The 23,403-nt window shown below is 29.2% G+C and carries 16 protein-coding genes; all 16 read left to right on the top strand.

Going from position 1 to position 23,403, the window contains the following annotated elements:
• The first annotated feature begins 5 nt into the window (after positions 1–5).
• Positions 6–1,241 (top strand): FtsW/RodA/SpoVE family cell cycle protein, encoded by a 1,236-nt coding sequence (locus I2E83_RS14420; protein ID WP_195264431.1) that lies wholly within the window; start codon positions 6–8, stop codon positions 1,239–1,241.
• Between the two features lie 144 nt (positions 1,242–1,385).
• Positions 1,386–3,383 (top strand): methyl-accepting chemotaxis protein, encoded by a 1,998-nt coding sequence (locus I2E83_RS14425; RefSeq protein WP_195430660.1) that lies wholly within the window; start codon positions 1,386–1,388, stop codon positions 3,381–3,383.
• A gap of 159 nt (positions 3,384–3,542) precedes the next feature.
• Complete coding sequence (locus I2E83_RS14430) at positions 3,543–5,009, top strand: penicillin-binding protein 2 (protein WP_195430662.1); 1,467 nt, start codon at positions 3,543–3,545, stop codon at positions 5,007–5,009.
• Between the two features lie 176 nt (positions 5,010–5,185).
• A complete protein-coding gene (rfbC, locus tag I2E83_RS14435) occupies positions 5,186–5,731 on the top strand; it encodes a dTDP-4-dehydrorhamnose 3,5-epimerase (protein ID WP_195264428.1) in 546 nt (181 codons plus the stop codon).
• 179 nt (positions 5,732–5,910) lie between these two features.
• Positions 5,911–7,779 (top strand): excinuclease ABC subunit UvrC, encoded by a 1,869-nt coding sequence (uvrC, locus tag I2E83_RS14440; protein ID WP_195264427.1) that lies wholly within the window; start codon positions 5,911–5,913, stop codon positions 7,777–7,779.
• Positions 7,780–7,900: 121 nt separating this feature from the next.
• A complete protein-coding gene (gene murB, locus I2E83_RS14445) occupies positions 7,901–8,821 on the top strand; it encodes a UDP-N-acetylmuramate dehydrogenase (protein WP_195264426.1) in 921 nt (306 codons plus the stop codon).
• Positions 8,822–8,998: 177 nt separating this feature from the next.
• On the top strand, positions 8,999–9,481 hold the full coding sequence (locus tag I2E83_RS14450) for an LURP-one-related family protein (protein ID WP_195264425.1): 483 nt from the start codon (positions 8,999–9,001) through the stop codon (positions 9,479–9,481).
• 83 nt (positions 9,482–9,564) lie between these two features.
• On the top strand, positions 9,565–10,353 hold the full coding sequence (locus I2E83_RS14455) for a TIGR00266 family protein (protein WP_195264424.1): 789 nt from the start codon (positions 9,565–9,567) through the stop codon (positions 10,351–10,353).
• A gap of 108 nt (positions 10,354–10,461) precedes the next feature.
• The gene (hisC, locus tag I2E83_RS14460; protein ID WP_195430664.1) at positions 10,462–11,565 is read left to right on the top strand and encodes a histidinol-phosphate transaminase; all 1,104 of its coding nucleotides are present in this window, start codon (positions 10,462–10,464) and stop codon (positions 11,563–11,565) included.
• 199 nt (positions 11,566–11,764) lie between these two features.
• Entirely contained in the window at positions 11,765–12,649 is an 885-nt protein-coding gene (gene rapZ, locus I2E83_RS14465; RefSeq protein WP_195264422.1) for an RNase adapter RapZ, read from the top strand.
• Positions 12,646–14,007 (top strand): gluconeogenesis factor YvcK family protein, encoded by a 1,362-nt coding sequence (locus I2E83_RS14470; protein WP_195430666.1) that lies wholly within the window; start codon positions 12,646–12,648, stop codon positions 14,005–14,007. Before rapZ ends, I2E83_RS14470 begins: the two co-directional genes overlap by 4 nt.
• A gap of 366 nt (positions 14,008–14,373) precedes the next feature.
• Positions 14,374–15,621, top strand: a complete 1,248-nt coding sequence (locus I2E83_RS14475) for a GHKL domain-containing protein (RefSeq protein ID WP_195430668.1) — start codon at positions 14,374–14,376, stop codon at positions 15,619–15,621.
• Between the two features lie 95 nt (positions 15,622–15,716).
• Positions 15,717–16,667 (top strand): DNA-binding protein WhiA, encoded by a 951-nt coding sequence (gene whiA / locus I2E83_RS14480; RefSeq protein ID WP_195264419.1) that lies wholly within the window; start codon positions 15,717–15,719, stop codon positions 16,665–16,667.
• Positions 16,668–16,879: 212 nt separating this feature from the next.
• Positions 16,880–20,434, top strand: a complete 3,555-nt coding sequence (locus I2E83_RS14485) for a DNA polymerase III subunit alpha (RefSeq protein WP_195264418.1) — start codon at positions 16,880–16,882, stop codon at positions 20,432–20,434.
• A gap of 382 nt (positions 20,435–20,816) precedes the next feature.
• Positions 20,817–21,776 carry a 6-phosphofructokinase gene (gene pfkA, locus I2E83_RS14490; protein ID WP_195264417.1) on the top strand — a complete coding sequence of 320 codons (960 nt, stop codon included), beginning with the start codon at positions 20,817–20,819 and terminating at the stop codon, positions 21,774–21,776.
• 97 nt (positions 21,777–21,873) lie between these two features.
• Complete coding sequence (gene pyk / locus I2E83_RS14495; protein WP_195430670.1) at positions 21,874–23,292, top strand: pyruvate kinase; 1,419 nt, start codon at positions 21,874–21,876, stop codon at positions 23,290–23,292.
• Positions 23,293–23,403 lie beyond the last annotated feature (111 nt).

Genomic DNA, 23,403 nt, shown 5'->3' on the forward strand with positions numbered 1-23,403 from the left:
AGTTTATGAATAGTGCATTAAAGTTAGAAAAAAGAGTTCTGAAATTAATTTATTTACTATGCTTACTTCTGTTTACTAATTTAGCCTTACTAAAAAAACCATTTGATACTAAAGCATTAATTATAGGTATTATTTTGTGCATAATAATAGGATTTTCACACTATCTAGTGAGACGGTTTTATCCTGATGGGGATAAGTTTATGCTTATATTTTCAAGTATATTAGCTGTAGTTGGAATAGCAGTACTATATAGATTGGAACCTAGTTTTGCTATAAAACAATTAATATGGGCAGTACTTGGAATGATATCATATATAGTCATAGTTGTAGCATTACCAGATTTAAAAAGTTTTGCTAAGTATAAAAAAATATATATGATTATTACTTTAATATTTATGCCCATGGGATTGATATATGGGCTTATATTTAATGTAGAAACATATGGAGCTATGAATTGGGTTTATATAGGACCATTTGGATTCCAGCCATCTGAATTTGGGAAAATAGCACTAGTTTTATACTTAGCGTCTTCGCTTATGACATATGAAAGCAAAAATGTAATTAAAGAAGATTTTAAACAACTAATAGAGCCTGCTGTTGTTGTTATGTATTCATTAGTTTGCATGGTGCTTCAAACTGATTTAGGATCAACTTTAATATTTTTTGGTATATCTGTAACTATGCTATATATAGCAACTTCAAAGAAAAAATATGTTTTTACATGTTTAGGGCTTTCTGCAATAGGAGCAGTAGGAGCTTATGGAGTTTTTGGACACGTACAAAGAAGAGTGAAAATTTGGCTTGATCCATGGAAGTATGCAAGCAATGAAGGATATCAAATAGTTCAAGGTCTATATGCTATAGCATCAGGTGGATTATTTGGAGTAGGGTTAGGTAATGGATATCCTGACTTAATATTCGCAAGCGAGAGTGATTTCATATTTGCTGTCATTTGTGAAGAATTTGGAATGATATTTGCAGTAGGATTAATGATAATATATTTCTTATTGTTTTATAGAGGAATAAGAATAGCATTTTTAACTAATGATAAATTCAGCCAGTTAGCCGCTGTTGGATTTAGTACAATGATAGCTTGCCAAACTTTAGTTATAATAGGTGGAATATTTACTGTTATACCACTTACAGGTATAACTCTGCCACTGATAAGTTATGGCGGTAGTTCTATGTTGACAATGTTCTTTGCATTAGGTATATTGCAAAAAATATCAGAGGAGTATTAAAATATAGAAAAATATATAAAATTGGAATAAAATGTAGTATAGTATAATAAAAGGTAATGATGAGAATCATTACTTTTTTTGTTGTATAATTAGCTATTATAATTTCAAGAAAGAAGTATTTATGGATTTATGGGGGGGAGTATTTTGTCTAAAAAAAATAAAAAAATTACAGATGAAAGGAAAGCTAAAAAGAAGATTAAAGTTAAAAGTAGTAGAAAGTTGATGGCTGGTAATAAAAAAAGATTAACCATAACTCAAAAAATATTACTATTTCTTATTACAATTACTTTAATATCTAGTCTTTCATTGGCTATATATTCATCAGTAATATCCTATAAAAATGAAACAGGTAGGGTTAATGAGGTTTTAGATCAAACAAAGGGATTTGGGAAAAGTTTAACTAGTAAAACAATTGTTGATTTCGAGGATTTAATATATTCTTTAGAAAATGGGATAAAAGATAAGGATAGAGCAAGTAGTTTTATAGATTCATTTATGAAAAATAATTCAGCTGTAACCTCTATAGCTGTCAAAAATGAAAAGAATGAATTTATAACATATTCAGGAGGCTTAAGTAGAGCGTACATAGATGGATTAACCTTTGTTGAAGGTGGGTCAAGGGGAGTATCTTGGTCTAACTCTATAATATCAGGTGATAAAGGTTTTATTACTATTAAAGTTAATATAAATAATAAAGATTATTTTCTTCAGATTTCAACATCAATTTTTCAAGATCAAATTGATGTAATAAATATAGAAGGGATAGAAGTTAATTTAACCGATAGTTTTGGAACAATAATTGCAAGTAATAATAAAGAAAAAATAGGCACAAAAATTAATGATGAGCTTAGTAAAATAATTGATCAAGATAAAGAAGTAAATGAAGTTGCTATAGGTAATAATGAAAAAATATTTACTTATCATAAATTCACAAATGATTTTAAGTTAACAAGTGCATATGATAAGGGTATTTTAATGAAAAGCATTATTATAAATATAGTATCTACGTTAATACTAACTATAGTATTTTCTGCTATTATAATAGGTATTGCTTCTATTATAATAAAAAAATATTTGAATGCTATAATTGATATAAATAATATGAGTAAGTCAATGGGGAAAAAAGATTTTACTCAAAGATCAAAGATAGATTTAGATGATGAAATTGGTGATGCTATAAAGGAATTAAATAATTCTTTTGATATTCTTACAAAAGTAATGAAGGATAATATTTCTTTATCAGAAGTTTTAACTAAGAACACTACAAAGATAGATGAATCATCTAATGAAATGTATGAAGCTTCTAAGCAAGTTGCTACATCTATTGAAAATATTTCGGTAGTAACACAACAACAGGCCAATAGTATGACTAACATATCCAATAATATCAGTGCTTTAGGAGATTCTATAAAAGAAGTGTCTAAAACTATTGATGTGTTGAATAATTTATATTCAGTATTAAGTACAAATGCGAAAAGTAATAATGAAGGAATGCAAGAGTTATTAGTAGACAATTCAGAACTTCAAAAGTCTATAGGGGATTTATCTAAAGACATATTAGATATATCAGTAAGTATGAGTAAAATAAATGATTTTGTAAATATAATAGATGACATAGCAAACAGTATTAATTTAATATCTATCAATGCATCTATAGAAGCTGTACATGCAGGAGAGTTTGGAAAAGGTTTTGCTGTAGTTGCAAAGGAAATTAACAATTTAGCAGAAAACTCTAAAGGGGCAACTGAGATAATAAAAATTACAACATCAGATATTCATAAAAAGATAAATAGAACGGTTGAAATATTGGAGCAGACGAGAAATGTTTCTATAAAAGAAAGTAATAGTGTGAAAAATACTGTTGATTCATTAAAAGTTATAAGTGATGAGATTATGGTTATGAGGAGTGCTATAGAGTCTATAATAAATTCTAATAGTATCGTAACATCTAAAAAAGAGGAGATATTATATATAGTGGAGAGTAGCGCAGCTTCAATGGAAGAAATTGCAGCTACAACAGAAGAAATTACAGCAATAACAGAAGAGCAATTTGGCTCAACAGAAAAAATATCAAATATGGCTACAAAGCTAAAAGAATTAGCAAAAAAGATGGAAGAAAGTATTGGAGAATTTAAGGTATAATTAAAACTTTTGATGTATAATATAAAAGGAGTATTGCAATATTTACAATACTCCTTTACCTATTACTTAATATTATGTATATTTTTGATTTTACAGTTTAAATATATAATTTTATAGTTATAATGATATTAATAGGTTTTACAAAATAAGGAGGGCTTTATGAACGATTTAGCAAAAAGTATAAGAAACATTATGGTGATATTTCTTTTTTGCTTTATAGCATTAATATCATATATAGCCTATTTTCAAGTGTTTAAGGGGCCTGATATAGCAAATGATTCAGGAAATAAAAGACTTTGGGCGAGAAGAAATGAAATTTTAAGAGGAACTATATATGATAAAGATGGAAATCCACTAACTAATAGTATCAGATTAGATAAGTTTAATCAGAGCAGAGAATATGTATATGGAGATTTATATGTTCATGCATTAGGATATATAGATGAAAGATTTGGGATTACTGGTCTAGAGGAAGAATATGACGACGAGTTATCAAAGTACAGTAGTTTTTCAAATGGAATTAGAAACCTACTAAAAGATTATGATTTAAAGAAAGCATTTGAAAATAGAAATGAAGAGAAAGTAGGAAATGGGATAGTAACTACATTAGACTATAATCTTCAAAAAGTAGCTTATGATGCAATGGGAGATTTAAAAGGAGCTGTAGTTGCATTAAATCCAAAAACTGGTGAAGTATTAGCTATGGTGTCAAAACCTACATATGATCCGACTAATTTGGAGCAAGCTATAGAAGATGCGAATACTGGTGTAGATATAGAAAGCAAGTTATTAAATAGAACAATAAATGGACTATATCCTCCAGGATCTGTATTTAAAACAGTAACATTAGCTGCAGCTCTAGAAAATGATCCAAGTATAACTGGAAGAAAATTTAATGATACAGGAAAAATAACTTTTAATGATGGTACAGAACTAAATAATTATATGAAGCAAGCTCATGGTAATTTGGATCTACAGATGGCATATAGAGTTTCTAGTAATGTAGTTTTTGGAACACTAGCAATGGAAATGGGAAATGAAAAGTTGAAGGAAGTAGCAGAAAGATTTGGATTTAATTCTAGAGTGCCAGGTATAGGAATGTCTATTTCTGAAAGTATATTCCCTTCTTTGCAAGATTATGAATTAGGAAACATAGCACAAAGTGGGATAGGTCAGGCAAGTGTATTATCAAGCCCAATGCAAATGGCAATAGTAGCCGCAACAGTTGCAAATGATGGAGTGCTTATGGAGCCTAAGTTAGTAAACAAGATAGTAGATAAGGATGGAAATACAATTAAGGAAATGCCGAGTAAAACTCTAAAAAGTGATGTTATTTCAAAGGAAATAGCAAGTACAATAAAGGATTATATGGGGTATCTAGTTTCTAATAATATATATAGATGGCCAGCTTTTGAAGGAACTAATGCTGGAGGTAAAACAGGTACAGCAGATTATATGTTAGATGATGGCTCAGAAGGAGTACCTCATGGATGGTTCATATCAGCAGCTCCATTAGATGATCCTAAAATTGCAGTTGCGGTAATAGTAGAAAAAGGTGAGAATGGTGCAGGTTCAGCAGCTAATATAGCTTCACAAGTTGTAAGGGCAGCTGTTCTTGGGGAATAATAAAGTAAAAGGTCAAGAATTTATTTCTTGCCCTTTTTTTTCTACAAAATTTTAGTTTTTACTTTCATTTTCTCACTATTTAACTTTTACCTCATATATTAAAATAAGGACTTAATTCTTATACTTTCTTTCTAGAAAGCTAAATAACTTCAGAGGTAAAAAGGAGATTTTAGACTATGTTTAGAGTTAAACAATTAGATGTTGAAGGATGTTACTTAATAACACCAACTGTTTCTATGGAAAGCACTTGTGATTTAATTAAAGTTTTTAATGATACTCAATTTAATATATATGGATTAAGCACAGAATTTAAGGAAGAATATTATGCAATAGTAAAGCCTGGAGTTGTAAGAGGAATGCATTTTCAGTTACCTCCAGAAGAACATGATAAACTTATAACTTGTATAATAGGAGAAATACAAGATGTAGTAGTTGATTTAAGAAAAGAATCTAAAACTTATGGAAAGTACACTATGGTTGAGTTAAACGAAGATAATAAGAATCTGATATACGTTCCAAGCGGATGTGCGCATGGATATTATGTAAAAGGTGAAAAGGATACTTTAATTTATTATAAAGTAACAAAACAATTCGTAAAAGAGTTGCGGGGGGGAATACATTGGAGTTCTTTGAATATTCCTTGGGATTTTGACGATGAAGTTGAGGTTGAAAGTGAAGATAAACTTTGGCCTAAATTTGAGGATTTTAATTCACCTTTTTAATAACGAGTAGTTAATAATATGTAATGAATAATTAAGGGATAAACTTATATAGGATATTATTCCTTAATTATTGATTATTGACTATCAGAGTATTAATTGTAAAGAAATTTCCTTTGTTTACTTTCTTATATAGTGATAAAATTTATATTACAAGAAATGCAATTGAAGGGAGGAGTTTGATGTTTGATTTTGATTATCATCTTAAGAATTTACCAGAAAAACCAGGAGTTTATATAATGAAAAATTCTCTTGGTGAAATTATTTATGTTGGTAAGGCAAAAATTTTAAAAAATAGAGTGAGAAGTTATTTTCAAAACTCAAAAAATCACTCAGAAAAAGTTAGAGTTATGGTTAAAAATATTTCTGAGTTTGAATACATAGTAACTGATTCCGAAATGGAAGCCTTGATTTTAGAGTGTAATTTAATTAAAAAACATAGTCCGAGATATAATATAGCATTAAAAGATGATAAGTTTTATCCCTTCATCAAAATAACTACAAATGATGATTATCCAAGAGTATTTGTAACAAGAAAATATGCAAAAGATGGAGCAAAATATTTTGGGCCATATACAAATGGAACTGCTGTTTATGAAACAATTACTTTGATTAATAAAATTTTCCCGATAAGAACCTGTAAATTATTAATAAATGAAGGTGGGGAAAAAGTTAGGCCGTGTTTAAATTACCATATAAAAAAATGTGTTGCACCATGTGCTGGATATGTAACAAAAGAACAATATGGAGAAATGATTAATGATATCATGGATATACTTAATGGTAAGGATAAAACAATAATAAAGGCTTTAAAAAGTGATATGGAAGATGCATCGATGAATCTTGAGTTTGAAAAAGCAGCTAAGTATAGAGATAAAATTCTTGCTATTGAAGCAATAGTAGAAAAACAAAAGATATTTAAAACTATGGAAGGCGATGAAGATTTTATAAATATATATCAAGATGAGAAGGATAGCTGTATCCAAGTGTTCTTTTCTAGGGATGGGAAGGTTACTGGACGTGAACATTTTATTTTTGAAAATACAGCAGATGATAAAATTGGAGAAGTGTTAGAGGATTTTATAACATCCTTTTATGGGGGGACAGCTAAGATCCCTAAAACAATTTATTTACCAGATATAGATGACTCAGAGTTAATAGAGGACTTCTTAACTATAAAAAGAGGTGCTAAGGCTTGGGTTAAAATACCTCAAAAGGGTCAAAAGAAAGATATGCTAGAGATGGTTAGGAATAATGCTAAAATAACTTTAGAACAATTTAAAGATAAATTCCTTCAAGAAAAAGAAATAAATAGAATATCTTTAGAAGAATTACAATATTTATTAGATCTAGATGAAGCTCCTTTCAGAATAGAGGCATATGATATTTCAAATATACAGGGTGTAGATTCAGTTGGAACAATGGTTGTATTTGAAGAAGGAAAATCTAAGAACAGTGATTATAGAAGATTTAGGATTAAATCTGTAAAGGGAGCTAATGATTATGATAGTATGAGAGAAATATTAGAAAGAAGATTTTCTCATGGATTAGAAGAAATAAAAAAGATTCAAGAGAGAAACTTAAATTTTTCAAGTGGTAAGTTTTCGAGTTTTCCAGATCTTATAATGATGGATGGTGGAAAGGGTCAAGTAAATGTTGCTTTAGAAGTTTTAGAAAAGTTGAATATAAATATTCCAGTTTGTGGGTTGGTTAAAGACGATAAGCACCAAACAAGAGGGATTATATATAATAATAAAGAGCTTATAATAAATAGAAGCTCAAACTTAATGCAAATGATTAGAAGAATACAAGATGAAGTGCATAGATTTGCTATTACTTATCATAGAACATTAAGAGATAAGAGAACGTTACATTCCATACTTGAAGATATCCCTAATGTAGGTGAAAAAAGAAGACGAAACCTACTTATGAAGTTTGGAAGTGTTGAAAATATTAAAAATGCAACTTTAGATGAATTATTAGAAACGCCAAGTATAGATAAAAAAGCAGCTCAGAGTATAATTGATTACTTTACAACTAAGGAAAAATAGTGACAAAATGGTTACAATTTAAGTATTATATATAAATATGCATTTAATGGGTTGTTTATTCAAGAATTTTAATTTATACTATGAAAAGATATTACTACGTGTATTTTATAAGGAGTTAGGTATGAATAAATATAAAGTGTTTGAAGACTTATTTAAAGAATTTTACAAAAGCGAAAATATTATTCTTGATGCAGAAATGAAAAATTACGTTCACTTTAGAGTAGGCGGACCAGCGGATATCCTTTTAATTCCAGAAAAGAAGGAAGAAGTTATAAGAACAATAGAGATTTGTAAAGAAAAAAACATACCTTTCTACGTAGTTGGAAATGGATCTAACTTATTAGTAAAAGACGGTGGAATAGAGGGCGTTGTTATAAAGTTAAATGAAGTGAAAAACATAAAAGTTAATGGAGATATAGTTGAAGCCGAGTGTGGAGCTATGTTAAAAGATGTTTCTAATGCTGCTTTGAAAAGTTCTTTAACTGGATTTGAATTTGCTTGTGGAATTCCTGGAACTGTAGGTGGGGCTGTATTTATGAATGCCGGTGCATATAATGGTGAGATATCAAATGTAATAGAGAGCGCAGAAGTCATTAATAATGAAGGTAAAATATTAACTTTATCAAAAGATGAACTTGAATTAGGATATAGATCTTCTGTAGTAATGAAAAAAAATTATATTGTTTTATCCGCAAGGTTCAAATTGCAAAATGGTGATGAGAAGGAAATTAAAGAGGTAGTTGATGATTTAACTTGTAAGAGAGAATCAAAACAACCATTGGAGTATCCTTCTGCTGGAAGTACATTTAAAAGACCTGAAGGATATTTTGCAGGAAAGTTAATACAAGATGCTGGACTAAAAGGGTATAGTATAGGCGGAGCAGCGGTTTCTGAAAAGCATTCAGGATTTGTAATAAATAAGAATGGCGCTACGGCTAAAGATATATTAGATTTAATAGCATATATACAAAGTGAAGTAAAAAGGCAATTTAATGTAGAGTTGCATCCGGAAGTTAGAATAATAGGCGAAGATAAAAGATAAATATAATACGATTAAAAGGTTCAAGAGGATTCTTGAGCCTTTTTATTTTAATAAGCATCTATTTAATGTGAGATTATTTAAAAATAAGTAAGAGGTTATTGACAATTGAAATATGGTATAATATACTATATTTAAAGTTAAATAAAAATATATTATATTTTAAGGGGTGCGTGATTTATGAGAAGGTTTTATATTAAAGAGAGGCTATTTTCAATAGGAGCTAAATTTGATATTTTAGATGAATATGACAATATAGTATTTATTGCAGAGGCAGATAAATTTGATATAGGGAAAAATATTAGCATATATGATTCTAATAAAAGAAAAGTTCTATATATGAGGCAACAAATAAGGTTAGGAGCTCATAAGTATATTGCTTATGATGAAAATATGAGAGAAATAGCAACTATAAAAAAAGAATTTATGGTGCCAGAATACAATATTACAGGAACTGTAGGTACAATGAGTATGGAGTCAAATAGCATGTTAGGAAGGCACTATACAATAAAAAAGAATGGCGTAGATATAGGAAAAATTGATAAAGAGCTAACTTTAGGAAGAGACAGATATTCTTTAGAAGTATTAGATGAAAGCTACAATATATTTTTTATAGGGTTATTAGTAATGATAGATATGGTAAGGTTTCATAGTGATAATTAAAAATAAATAGTGCCAATATAAGTCTAATAAAATATTATGATTAATAAAATATTATAAAATTTAATAAAGAGAGGGAAATAATAATGGCTCATGAAGTAGATTATGAAATTTTAGGGAATGAAATGCAGTATGTGGAAATAGAACTAGACCCAAGAGAAACTGTGGTTGCGGAAGCGGGAGCAATGATGATGATGGATAATAGTATTACTATGGAAACAATTTTTGGAGATGGAAGTCAAAAATCTCAAGGAGGCTTCTTGGGGAAACTTGGAGGAGCAGCAAAAAGAGTAATGACTGGTGAAAGTTTATTTATGACATCATTTACAAATTCGGGAGTTTTAAAACAAAAGGTAGCCTTTGCAGCACCTTATCCAGGAAAAATAATGGCAATGGATTTAAGAAAATTTGGTGGTAGATTAATTTGTCAAAAAGACTCATTCCTATGTTGTGCAAAAGGGATTAGCGTAGGAATAGCATTTACTAAGAAACTAGGAACAGGATTCTTTGGTGGAGAAGGGTTTATATTACAAAAGCTAGAAGGGGACGGCTTAGCTTTTATACATGCAGGTGGAACTATTGTAAAGAAAACACTAATGCCAGGAGAAACTATAAAAATAGATACAGGTTGTTTAGTTGCTATGACTCAAAATGTAAATTATGATATACAATTTGTAGGTGGTTTCAAAAATGCTGTATTTGGAGGAGAAGGATTATTTTTTGCAACATTAACTGGTCCTGGAGATGTATGGATTCAAAGTTTGCCATTTAGTAAATTAGCATCAAGAGTATATTCAGCTGCGCCACAAAATATGGGGAAATCAGTTGACCAAGGAAGTGTTCTCGGGTCATTAGGAAATCTCTTTGAAAATTAGTTCTGGAATATTTAACCTTATGTATATATAATTATTTTAAGTTGTTAAATAAATTAAAATTACAACAATAAATAATAAAGGGGGATAGTCCAGAAACTGGACGAAAAAATGAAGTTTAATGTTAGAGATGAAGTTAAAAGATTAGGAAAATACGTAGCAGGAAAGCCAATAGATGAAGTGAAAAGAGAATTTGGAGTAGATAGGGTCGTCAAGCTTGCATCTAATGAGAATCCTTTAGGAACTTCGAATAAAGTTAAAAAACTGATGACTGAATTAGTAAATGAGATGAATATGTATCCAGATTCATCTTCCTATGATTTTAAGCAAGCTTTAAGCAGTAAGCTTGGAGTAAATAAGGATATGATATTTTGTGGGGCGGGATCAGATTCTTTAATAAATGTAGTATGTGAAGTGTTTTTGGATAAAGATGATGAAAGTATAATGGCGGAAATTACTTTTCCTAGATATGAGAGCAATACAATTCTTATGGGTGCAAAACCAATAAAGGTTCCATTAAAAAATAATGGGTTAGATTTAGAAGCTATGGTGGATGCGATAACAGACAAAACAAAGTTATTATGGTTATGTAACCCTAATAATCCAACTGGAGGTATGTTCACTAAACAGGATTTAGATAAAGTATTATATAAAATACCAGAAAATGTAATTATAATAATGGATGAGGCTTACTATGAATATGTTAATTCAGAAGAATATCCTGATTCATTAGAATTATTGAAGGTATATCCTAATATGATAATATTAAGAACTTTATCTAAGGCTTATGGATTAGCTTCGTTAAGATTTGGATATGGAATTGCTAATGAGGAAATAGTAGATTATATTAATAGGGTTATAAATGCATTTGATGTTAATTTATTTGCTCAAAGGGCAGCAGTTGTAGCTATAGAAGATGAAGAGTTTATAAATACTGTTAAAATCTTTAATAAAGAGCAAAGAAATTATTTAACAAAGAAATTTAATGAAATGGGATTAGAATGTATAGAATCGCAGGCTAATTTCATAATGGTTAATGTAAATGGTGATGATAAACCAATACATGAATATCTATTAAGACATGGATATATAATAAGGCCAGGATACTTACTAGATATGCCTGGATGGATAAGAGTGAGCATAGGGACTAAAGACCAAAATGTAGAGTTTTGCAAGTTACTATATGATGCTATAAAAGAAAGAGATAAAGAATAGTTTCAGTAGAGAAGAGTGATAGCTTTTCTCTATTTCTATTTTAAAATAAAAGTAATTTAAATTTTCATATAGTTAGTTTTCTATATATAATAGATACATAGTTAGGTATAAGTATAATATTTATTATAACTTATATAAATAAACTTGATATGTTATAATTTAACTATATAATCTTTGAATTATAAAAGGAGGCATTATCATGAGATTTATAATAGTTACAGGACTATCAGGAGCAGGTAAAACAGAAGCAACAAGAAGCCTTGAAGATATGGGATACTTTTGTGTAGATAATCTTCCTCCAAAGTTAATACCAAAGTTTGCGGAAGCCTGTGTTCAAAGCCAAGGAAAAATAAATAAAGTTGCATTAGTAATAGATATAAGAGGCGGAATTTTCTTTGATGATTTATTTGAAAGCTTAAATTATCTAAAAAAACAAGATTTTAAATATGAAATACTATTCTTAGATGCAACAGATGAAGTATTAGTAAAAAGATTTAAAGAAACGAGAAGAAGTCATCCATTAGCACCTGGAAGCAGAGTTATTACAGGGATTAATGAGGAAAGAAATAGACTAAGAGAAGTAAAAGACAGAGCAGATATAATTATAGATACATCAAAATATGCAATTAGAGATTTAAGGGAAGAAATGAATAAAAATTATGGAGATGTAAAGCAGCCAGAAAAGCAACTTTCTGTAACTGTATTAAGTTTTGGTTTTAAATATGGAATACCAGTTGATTCTGATTTAGTATTTGATGTTAGGTTTATACCAAATCCATTTTACATTCCAGATCTTAAACCATATTCAGGTAATGATGAACCAGTAAAAAAATATGTTCTTGAGCAAGAAGAAACTAAAGGTTTTATAGAGAGAGCAGATGATATGTTGGACTTCTTAATACCTAATTATAAAAAGGAAGGAAAGAGGCAGCTTATAATATCTGTTGGTTGTACAGGGGGAAGACACAGATCTGTAGCTATAGCTAATGCTTTATATAAGAAACTATTAGAAAGAAATTACAATGCTTCTGTTGAACATAGAGATATAAGAGAAGATGTGCATCAAGGAGCTAAAAAGCTATGAGTATAAAGGATTGGTTGAAACCAGGAGTTAGAATTAAAAGATGGCTTTTCTTTGGAATATTTGGGATTCTTTTAATTGCATTTGGATTCACAGAATTAGCAGTACGAAGAGTATATGATTTTTATTATAAAATATTTTATATATTTTTAAATATAACAGGAGTATTTGTTATATATATATCTGTTATAGAAAGTATGAAGTCAATAATAGCGCTTACAAATAAAGGATACATTCACTTATCATTAGATAGTAGAAAGATGGAGAATCTTATATATGAAAAGAGATTACTAGTAAAAGGACCTAAAATTGTAGTTGTTGGTGGTGGCACAGGCTTATCAACTATGCTAAGGGGACTAAAATACTATACATCAAATATAACTGCTATAGTAACAGTTGCTGATGATGGAGGAGGTTCAGGTGATTTAAGAGAAGATTTAGGTATGCTACCGCCTGGAGATATAAGAAACTGTATATTAGCGCTTGCAGATACAGAGCCACTAATGGAGGAATTACTTCAATATAGATTTCCAGATGGAAGATTAAAAAATCAAAGTTTTGGTAACTTATTTTTAGCTGCTATGGATGGGGTAAGCGATAATTTTGAAGATGCTGTCCAAAAAATGAGTTCTGTATTAGCTGTAACTGGAAAGGTGTTGCCAGTTACATTGGAAGATATGAAATTAATTGCAGAGCTTGAAAATGGTAATAAAGTAGTGGGAGAATCGCAAATTCCTGATGAAGTATTAAAGCAAAATTCAAGAATAAAAAAGCTAATGATAGAGCCAAAGGATGCAAAGCCATTGGAAGATGCTATAAAAGCAATAGATGAGGCTGATGCAATAGTATTGGGACCGGGAAGTCTATATACAAGCATAATACCAAATTTATTAGTAAAGGATATTTCAGAAAGTATAAGGAAAAGTGATGCAATAAAGATATATATATCTAATATAATGACTCAGCCGGGAGAAACTCATGGATTTAAAGCTTCAGATCATATAAAGATATTAAAAAAGTACGGTGGAAGAGGAATTGTAGATTATGTGATTGCTAATAGAGGAGATATTCCAGATGATATAAAGAAAAGATATTCATTAGATAATTCTCAATTAGTAGAGTTAGATTCGAAAGAAATAAAGAGTCTAGGAGTAGATGTAGTTGAGGCTTCTTTAGCCAAAATAGAAAAAGGTTATGTAAAGCATGATTCAGAGTATTTAGCTGAAGTTTTAGTAGATACAATAATGGAGAAGAAGTTGCTATATGATAGAAAGAAAATAATAGAATATATGTATGTATCTCAAAGAATTAAAGAGAGAGATAAAATGAATAAAATTAATAAAGGTACTGTACAAAAATAAATTTTGATATTAGCTGATACAAAGGGAAGTTCTAATTCGAGCTTTCCTTTTTGCGTATATAATAAGTAATAGAATAAATTTCTATTTAAGTTTAAAAGATATTTTAAGTAAGTAAAATCAATGGTTTAAAATGGGGTCGCGAAACGCGACCCCCTTTATAAAAATAAGAGATTAAATTTTATATTAAATAGATTTAAGAGACTACTCATTTTTAAAAGCAATATATTGTAATATTAATGCATAATATGGAAAAATATATAATAATTTGCTAGAATATAGTGTATAGCTGGGAAAAAATATATTGGGAGGTTAAAGTTACAATTAAATTTATTCCAAGCAAATTTATGGGGATAGAGGATGTATTTTATGGATGTATTGATGATATTTATAGAAATGATGTTGGTGGTTCTCTTATATAATGCGGTATTTAATAAAAGTAAAAAGGATAACTTGCTAAAATATTTTCTTATAGTAGTAGTTTGTAGTATCTTATTTTATAATTTAAAAAGTATAAATGGAGTACTAGTTTATATAATATTACTATTAGCAGAAATCATTGCAATAGCCGTAGTTGATAATAAAGATAAAAGCTTAGTGATAACAGAAATGGTTATATGTGTTGTTATAACTTTTATATTACAAACTACATTAGTAACTGTATTATATTTATTTACTAAAAAAACAAAGGAATTAGTTTTTGTGCAGTTAGTTCTTTTTGCTATTAATATATTATTAATTATTATATTTTCTAGGAGATATACAAAAAAGAAAAATTTAGATTTGGAAGAATATATTGAAGATAACCTTTTAATATCAAACATATTTTTAAATATATTTATGTTTTTTATGATATATAAAATTATTTATGATAGTGGAGAATTTTCAAGTTTAATTGTTATAGAAATAAATCTACTTATCTTCATAAATATATTTTTAAATATAAGTTTTTATAGGTCATTACATAAAACTATACTAAAGAATAAAAGTATAGAGGTTAAGAATGCTTACAATCCATTATTGGACGACATAATACAAAATATAAGAGCAAATGAACATGAATATAAGAATCACATAAATATACTATATTCAATGATACAAGTGTCAAAAGATATTCCAGAGTTAAAGAACAGAGCTAAAAAGTATATAGGTGGGTTGGATAATACGAATATATTAATTTCTGTAATAGATATTGAAAGCACGATACTAAAAGCTATTTTATATAGCAAATTAGTTGAATGCGAACAACATGGAATAAAGTTAAATTATTTTATTGATTTTAATATAGAAGAAAGTTGCTTAGATGACTCAGAGATAACAATAATATTAAGTAATTTATTAAATAATGCTATTGAAGCTACTAAAAACTCACTAAAAAAAGAAATTACAATACGGATTAATAAAAGTGAAAAAAATAAAATAGAAGTTATAAATAGTATTTGTGGCTTAAACATATCAAACGAAGAGATAGATAACTTTTTTAAAAAAGGATTTTCTAGTAAAGGAAAGGGCAGAGGATATGGCTTATATAATGTGAAAAAAATAGTAAAAAAATATAAGGGTGATATAAACGGTAGAATAGTTGGAGAAAATTTAGTTATAGAAATATCAATTTAAATTAATATTTAAAGCTATAATTTACATCTAAATTTTTATTATTATTTATGATATAATTACATGATAAGAATAGATAATAAGGAGAAATAGGCCATATGTCATTTTCATCAAAGGTAAAAGGAGAAATTTGCAGACATTCTGAATTAACCAAAGAAGAAGCATTAGCTGAGATTTCAGCAATAATGAAAGTAAGTGGAACAATATCCTTTAGTGGCTTAGGGTTAGCGTTTAGGATTACCACTGAAAATCCAGCATCTGCAAGGCATATATTTAGTTTATTAAAAGAACATTTTAATATACATTCAAAACTTATGGTTAAGAAAAGTAATTCATTAAAAAAAAATAATATATATATGGTGCTTATAGAAGAATCTATGGGGGTTAGAGATCTTTTAAGAGATACTGGAATACTAACAGAGGTAGAAGGAGTATTAACTTTAGACTACAGAATAGATGAAAATATGGTTAAGACAGAAGATTTAAAAAGAGCATATGTAAGAGGAGCGTTTATAGGTGGGGGAAGTATAAGTAACCCTGAAAAAACTTATCACTTAGAATTCGTTACTCATAGTGAAGATTATGCTAAGGATTTATCGGTTTTAATAAATACTTTTGGACTAAATTCAAAAGTAATACAAAGAAAAAATAGTTATATTATTTATCTAAAAGAAGGGGAGCAGATTTCAAATCTTTTAGGAATAATAGGAGCACATACATCATTATTAGAGTTAGAAAATATAAGAATAATGAAGGAAATGAGAAATAATGTTAATAGGCTTGTAAACTGTGAAACAGCAAATTTAAGCAAAACAGTAAACGCTGCAGTAAGACAGGTGGAAAGCATAAAGCTAATTCAAAGAGAAATAGGGCTTCAGAGATTGCCTAAAAACTTAAGGGAAATAGCAGAACTTAGATTAAGCTATCCAGATGAGTCCCTTAAGGAACTTGGTGAAATGTTAGATCCTCCTGTAGGAAAATCAGGCGTCAATCATAGATTAAGAAAAATAGAAAAAATTGCTGAAGAAGTTAGGTCAGGAACATATTAAATAATTAATAATTGACAATTAAAAATGGATAATTGATGAGATAATCCAGCTTAGCTAGATTATAACAATATATAATAGATGATTGATGATGCATGATTAAAGATATAATCTATTGTATTTAGACTATATTAATTAAGGAAATTTCATTAGGACTTCTTCCTAAATTATGAATTATGCATTATCAATTATCAATTGAAAGGACGGTGTTTTAGTTGAGTAAAAAATTTACCCATCTACATCTCCATACTGAATATAGTTTGCTTGATGGTTCAGGAAAAATAAAAAAAATAATAAGTAGAGCTAAAGAGTTAGGAATGGAAAGTATAGCTATTACTGATCATGGTGTTATGTATGGTTGCGTGTCTTTCTATAAAGAAGCTATAGAACAAGGGATTAAACCTATACTTGGATGTGAGATATACGTAGCTGCAAAGTCTATGGATATTAAAATGAATGATAAGGAAAATAGTACCCATCACCTAGTATTATTGGTTAAAAATGAAGAAGGATATAAGAATCTTATGGAAATAGTATCTCAGGCATCTATAAGAGGATTTTATTATAAACCAAGAGTTGACCATGAGTTTTTAAGAAGTCATAGTAATGGACTTATTGCTTTAAGTGCTTGCTTAGGGGGAGAGGTTCAGTCATGGCATCTTAAGGATAATTATGAAAAAGCTAAAGAAGTGGCTCTTTTGTATAAAGATATTTTTAAAGATGGATTTTATCTAGAGATACAAAATCATGGAATGGATGAACAAAGAAAAGTTACAGAAGCAAACATTAAGTTATCGAAGGAAACAGGAATTCCTTTAATTGCTACTAATGATGTTCATTACATAAATCAAAGAGATTCTGAGTCACATGATGTACTTATGTGTATTCAGACAGGAAAGACTATTGATGATCCAAATAGAAGGAGATATCCGTCAGATCAATTTTACTTAAAATCTCCAGAACAAATGTGGGATATATTTTCTCATATACCAGAAGCTTTAGAGAATACAACAAAAATTGCAGAGGAATGCAATTTTGATTATGAGTTCCATGTATCAAAATTACCTAAATTTCCAGTCCCAGATGGTATAGAGCCATATGAATATTTAAAAAGTGTATGTTATTCTGGGCTAATAGAAAGATATGAGGTATTTAAGGAGTTTTTAAATAAACCACTAAATGTGGAAGAACTTGTGGATTATTATAAAACAAATGAAGAAGCTTGTGGATATATTGAAAGATTAGAATATGAGTTATCAGTAATCAAGCAAATGGGATATGTAGATTACTTTTTAATAACTTGGGATTTTATAAGATTTTCTAATGAAAATGGAATTCCAACTGGACCTGGGCGTGGATCAGCAGCAGGTTCAATAGTTGCTTATACTTTAGGTATAACAAAGATAGATCCAATAAAATATAGTTTGCTTTTTGAAAGATTTTTAAATCCTGAAAGAGTGAGCATGCCTGATATAGATTCAGATTTTTGTTATGAAAGAAGACAAGAGGTTATTGATTATGTTGTTGATAAGTATGGAGTAAATAACGTTTCGCAAATAATAACCTTTGGAACAATGGCGCCTAGAGCATGTATAAGGGATGTAGGAAGGGCTATGAATTATTCCTATGCAGAAGTAGATAGAATAGCAAAAATGATTCCTACTATGTTAGGCATTACTATTGATAAGGCATTAGAAATAAATCCTGAACTTAAAGCTGCATATAATAATGAGGAAAGAGTAAAGGCTTTAATAGATGTAAGTAAGGATTTAGAAGGATTACCTAGACACTCATCAACTCATGCTGCTGGTGTAGTTATAGCATCCAAACCATTAGTTGAATACGTACCGCTTCAAAAAAATGAAGACTCTATAGTAGCTCAGTTTGATATGACTACTTTAGAAGAACTTGGATTGCTAAAGATGGATTTCCTTGGGCTAAGAACATTAACAGTTATGAATGATGCTGTTAAAATGATTAAAGAAAATCAAGGAATTGATATAAATCTAGATAAGATTAATTTTGAAGATAAATCTGTATATAAAATGATTGGAGAAGGGAAAACAGCAGGTGTATTCCAATTAGAATCTCCAGGGATGACTTCCTTTATGAAGGAATTAAAACCAGATTGCTTAGAGGATATAATAGCAGGAATATCATTATATAGACCAGGTCCTATGGGAGAAATTCCAAGGTATGTAGAATGTAAACAAAACCCAGATAAAGTTGAATATGAGGTTCCAGAGCTAGAAGATATTTTAAATGTTACTTATGGAGTAATGGTTTATCAAGAGCAGGTAATGGAGATAGTTAGAAAGCTAGCTGGATACTCCATGGGAAGAAGTGACCTTGTAAGAAGAGCTATGTCTAAAAAGAAGCATAAGGTCATGGAGGAAGAAAGAAAAAACTTTATATATGGAGTTGTAGATGAAAATGGGAATATAGAAGTTCCTGGATGTAAAAGAAATGGTATATCAGAAGAATCTGCAAACAAAATATTTGATCAAATGATGGATTTTGCTTCTTATGCATTTAATAAGTCTCATGCAGCTGCATATGCTGTTATAGGATATCAAACTGCATATTTGATGAAATACTATCCTGTTGAAACTATAGCAGCAATGCTTAATTCAGTAATGGGAACAAGTGAAAAAGTAGCACATTACATAAGTTTTGCAGAAAGCTTAGGGATACAAGTATTACCGCCTGATATAAATGAAAGTTATTCTAAGTTTACAGTTAAAGGTGATAAAATTAGGTTTGGTTTGGCTGCAATAAAAAATGTAGGATATAATGTTGTTGAAACTATTGTTGAATCTAGAAATACTAAAGAGAAGTTTGAGTCTTTGATGGATTTTATAAATAAAATAGATTTATCATCTATAAATAAAAGGGCAATAGAAAGTCTTATAAAGGCTGGAGCTCTTGATTGTTTTGGTATATTTAGATCAAAGCTTTTAGCTGTATATGAAAAGCTAATGGATGGTGTATCTAGTGAAAGAAAAAGAAATATAGATGGACAAATTAGTCTATTTGGAATGGAAGAAGAAATTGAAGTGCCTGAAATAAATTATCCAAATATAAAAGAGTTTGCAAAGAAAAATCTTTTGGCTATGGAAAAGGAAATGACAGGATTATATTTATCAGGACATCCTTTAGATGAATATGCGGATAGCTTAAAAGTTCAAACTACTACTAATATAGATAAGGTATATAAATCTTATGAGATAATAAAAGAAACTTTTAATCAGACTGATTTACCAGAGGATATAATACATGATGAAGAAAGAGTTATACTTGGAGGTATAATTGCTGAATCAAATCAAAAAATAACAAGAAGTAATACTATGATGGCATTTTTAAAGCTTGAAGATTTAACAGGTATCATAGAAGTTATAGTATTCCCTAAAACTCTAGACAAGGTTAGGGATTCTATTAAAGAAGATAATCTAGTAGTAATAAAGGGAAGAATAAGCATAAAAGAAGATGAATTACCAAAACTTATATGCGAAACAGTAGAACCTTTAGAGAAAATTAATACTACAAAGGTATATATTAGATCAAATAATTTAGATGATGGAAGAAATTTAATGAAAGAATTAAGGTCAATGCCTTTAGAATATAAAGGTGATACTACCGTATATATCTTTACTGCTAATGATAGAAAAAATTATAGAATGCCAAAAGATATGTGGATAGATTTGGAGTCTGATGCAGTTAATTATTTTAAAGAAGTAGCTGGAGAAGAAAATGTCAAAGTAATAGAGTAATAATAAAGAGAAAAGAGTAAAATCTTTTCTCTTTATTATTAAATATATTTTTATATATAAACTTTAATAATTTATATATAAAAACAAAAAATTTACAATTAATAATTTAATAAAAAATTATAAATTAAGCTATAAATTATATTTAATTAGGTTATAATATAAGTAAGAAGGTATAAAAAAGTCGATAAAAATCATAATATTGTATTTATTTTAGTTGCATAAACTTTGTGTAGCAAGTAAAATAAATAAGGTGATAAAAATTAGTAAAAAAATTTAAATTAATACGGTGCAATAAATAAAAATTATTATAGTAAATAAAAAATGGATAATTCCACAGAAAGTGGGACAACCTTTGTCCCGGTGGTGTTAAGGAGGAAACAGCATGAAAAAAATAGCTATTTTAACTAGTGGTGGAGATGCTCCAGGAATGAACGCAGCAATAAGAGCCGTTGTAAGAACTGCTTTACATCATGGTATTGAAGTAATGGGCGTTCAAAGAGGATATAGTGGTTTAATTAATGGAGAATTATTTACTATGGATAGATCATCAGTATCAGATATTATCCATAGAGGAGGAACTATCCTAAGAACTGCTAGATGCCTTGAATTTAAAAAAGAAGAAGTAAGAGTTAAAGCTACTAAAATATTAAAAGCCTATGGAGTAGATGCTTTAGTAGTAATTGGTGGAGATGGATCATTTACAGGAGCTAAGCTTTTATCTAAGTTAGGTGTAAAAACTGTAGGATTACCAGGAACAATAGATAATGATTTAACTTATACTGATTTCACAATAGGATTTGATACTGCTTTAAATACAGTAATAAATGCTATAGATAAGATTAGAGATACATCAACTTCTCATGAAAGAGTGTCAATAGTAGAAGTAATGGGAAGAGATTGTGGTGATTTAGCTTTATATGCTGGTATAGCAGGTGGAGCAGAATATATAATAACTCCAGAAAAGGGATTCTCAAAAGAAGAACTTTGCAAAGTAATATTAGAAGGTAAACAAAAAGGTAAGATTCATAACTTAGTTTTACTAGCAGAAGGAGTAGGTGGAGCTCAAGAGTTAGCTAAATATGTTGAAGGTGTTACAGGTATTGAAACAAGAGCAACAGTTTTAGGTCATATTCAAAGAGGTGGAAGCCCAACAGCAACTGATAGAGTTTTAGCATCAAGAATGGGTTCTAGAGCAGTAGAAGTTCTTTTAGAAGGTAAAACATCAAGAGTTATAGGAATAAAAAACAATGAGATAATTGATCAAGATATAGATGAAGCCTTAGCACTAGATAGAAAGTTTGACGAAAAGTTATTTGAAATAGCAGATGAAATTTCATCTTAGAATTAATCTTTGATTTATTACTCAACATATAAATATATTAATAATATTTTACTAAGATAAAATAAACTATATACGTAAATTAAAGGAGTGTTATTACATGAGAAAAACTAAGATGATTTGTACTATTGGTCCAGCTAGTGAAAATCCAGAAATATTATCAAAAATAATTGAAGCAGGGATGAATGCATCAAGACACAACTTCTCACATGGAGATCATGCAGAACATGCAGAAAGAATAAACTTAGTTAAGGATTTAGCTAAAAAACACAATAAAGAAATAGCAATAATGTTAGATACTAAAGGACCAGAAATAAGAACTGGAAAATTTGAACCAAAGAAAGTAGAATTAAAATCAGGTGATGATTTTGTAATATACGCAGGTGGAGATGTAGTTGGAGACACAACTCAATGTACAGTTACATACGAAGGATTAGCAAATGACGTTAAACCAGGTAATATTATATTAATAGATGATGGTTTAGTTGGATTAGAAGTTCAATCTATTGAAGGAAATAAGATTAACTGTAAGGTTATGAATACAGGTTTCGTAGGAACTCATAAGGGAGTTAATGTTCCAGGAGTTTCAATCAAATTACCAGCATTAACTGAAAAAGATATAGCTGATTTAAAATTTGGTTGTGAAATTGGAGTTAACTTAGTTGCTGCATCATTCATAAGAAAAGCATCAGATGTAGAAGCTATAAGAAAGATATTAGTTGAAAATGGTGGAGAACATATTCAAATATTCTCAAAGATAGAAAACCAAGAAGGTGTAGACAATATAGATGCTATATTAGAAGCTTCTGACGGAATAATGGTTGCTAGAGGTGATCTAGGAGTAGAAATTCCTATGGAAAAATTACCAGCAGTTCAAAAGATGATAATAGAAAAATGTAATAATGCAGGTAAGCCAGTTATAACTGCTACACAAATGTTAGATTCTATGATAAGAAATCCAAGACCAACAAGAGCAGAAGTATCTGACGTTGCTAATGCTATATACGATGGAACAGATGCTATAATGTTATCAGGAGAATCAGCAAATGGAGATTGGCCAGTAGAAGCTGTTCAAACTATGGCTAAAATAGCAGTAGAAGCAGAAAGACAATTAAACTATGAGATAGCTACTTCAAGAGCTAAAAAGCACATACCAGCTATAGCAGGTGTTATATCAAGAGCTGCTGCAAATGCTGCATATGAATTAAAAGCTTCAGCTATAATAACATCAACTCAAAGTGGAGCAACTGCAGGAAGATTATCTCAATGTAGACCAGATTGCCCAATAGTTGCTGTAACTCCAGATGAAAAAGTAGCTAAGAAATTAGCATTATGTTTCGGAGTTTATCCAGTTGTTTCAGGACAAATGGAATCAACAGATCATATGATGGAAGAATCAGTTAAAGTTGCACAAACTAATGGATTTGTTAAGACAGGTGATACAGTTGTAATTGCTGCTGGAGTTCCTGTAGATAAGATAGGAGCTACTAACTTATTAAAAATAAGCGTAGTAGAATAGTAAAATAGAAGCCTTTTGGCTTCTATTTTTTTGCTTATAAATAAAAGATTCGAGATACATGAGAATGAATATCAATTAATACGATAAAAGTATTAAAATAGTGATAAATTA

This window comes from Clostridium sp. D46t1_190503_E9, assembly GCF_015555225.1.
Taxonomy (GTDB): domain Bacteria; phylum Bacillota; class Clostridia; order Clostridiales; family Clostridiaceae; genus Clostridium.

What these genes read in the sequence shown, in the direction of transcription:
- I2E83_RS14420 (WP_195264431.1), top strand. Translation starts at nt 6, where the DNA reads ATGAATAGTGCATTAAAGTTAGAAAAAAGAGTTCTGAAATTAATTTAT.
- I2E83_RS14430 (WP_195430662.1), top strand. Translation starts at nt 3,543, where the DNA reads ATGAACGATTTAGCAAAAAGTATAAGAAACATTATGGTGATATTTCTT.
- rfbC (WP_195264428.1), top strand. Translation starts at nt 5,186, where the DNA reads ATGTTTAGAGTTAAACAATTAGATGTTGAAGGATGTTACTTAATAACA.
- uvrC (WP_195264427.1), top strand. Translation starts at nt 5,911, where the DNA reads ATGTTTGATTTTGATTATCATCTTAAGAATTTACCAGAAAAACCAGGA.
- murB (WP_195264426.1), top strand. Translation starts at nt 7,901, where the DNA reads ATGAATAAATATAAAGTGTTTGAAGACTTATTTAAAGAATTTTACAAA.
- I2E83_RS14450 (WP_195264425.1), top strand. Translation starts at nt 8,999, where the DNA reads ATGAGAAGGTTTTATATTAAAGAGAGGCTATTTTCAATAGGAGCTAAA.
- I2E83_RS14455 (WP_195264424.1), top strand. Translation starts at nt 9,565, where the DNA reads ATGGCTCATGAAGTAGATTATGAAATTTTAGGGAATGAAATGCAGTAT.
- hisC (WP_195430664.1), top strand. Translation starts at nt 10,462, where the DNA reads ATGAAGTTTAATGTTAGAGATGAAGTTAAAAGATTAGGAAAATACGTA.
- rapZ (WP_195264422.1), top strand. Translation starts at nt 11,765, where the DNA reads ATGAGATTTATAATAGTTACAGGACTATCAGGAGCAGGTAAAACAGAA.
- I2E83_RS14470 (WP_195430666.1), top strand. Translation starts at nt 12,646, where the DNA reads ATGAGTATAAAGGATTGGTTGAAACCAGGAGTTAGAATTAAAAGATGG.
- I2E83_RS14475 (WP_195430668.1), top strand. Translation starts at nt 14,374, where the DNA reads ATGGATGTATTGATGATATTTATAGAAATGATGTTGGTGGTTCTCTTA.
- whiA (WP_195264419.1), top strand. Translation starts at nt 15,717, where the DNA reads ATGTCATTTTCATCAAAGGTAAAAGGAGAAATTTGCAGACATTCTGAA.
- pfkA (WP_195264417.1), top strand. Translation starts at nt 20,817, where the DNA reads ATGAAAAAAATAGCTATTTTAACTAGTGGTGGAGATGCTCCAGGAATG.
- pyk (WP_195430670.1), top strand. Translation starts at nt 21,874, where the DNA reads ATGAGAAAAACTAAGATGATTTGTACTATTGGTCCAGCTAGTGAAAAT.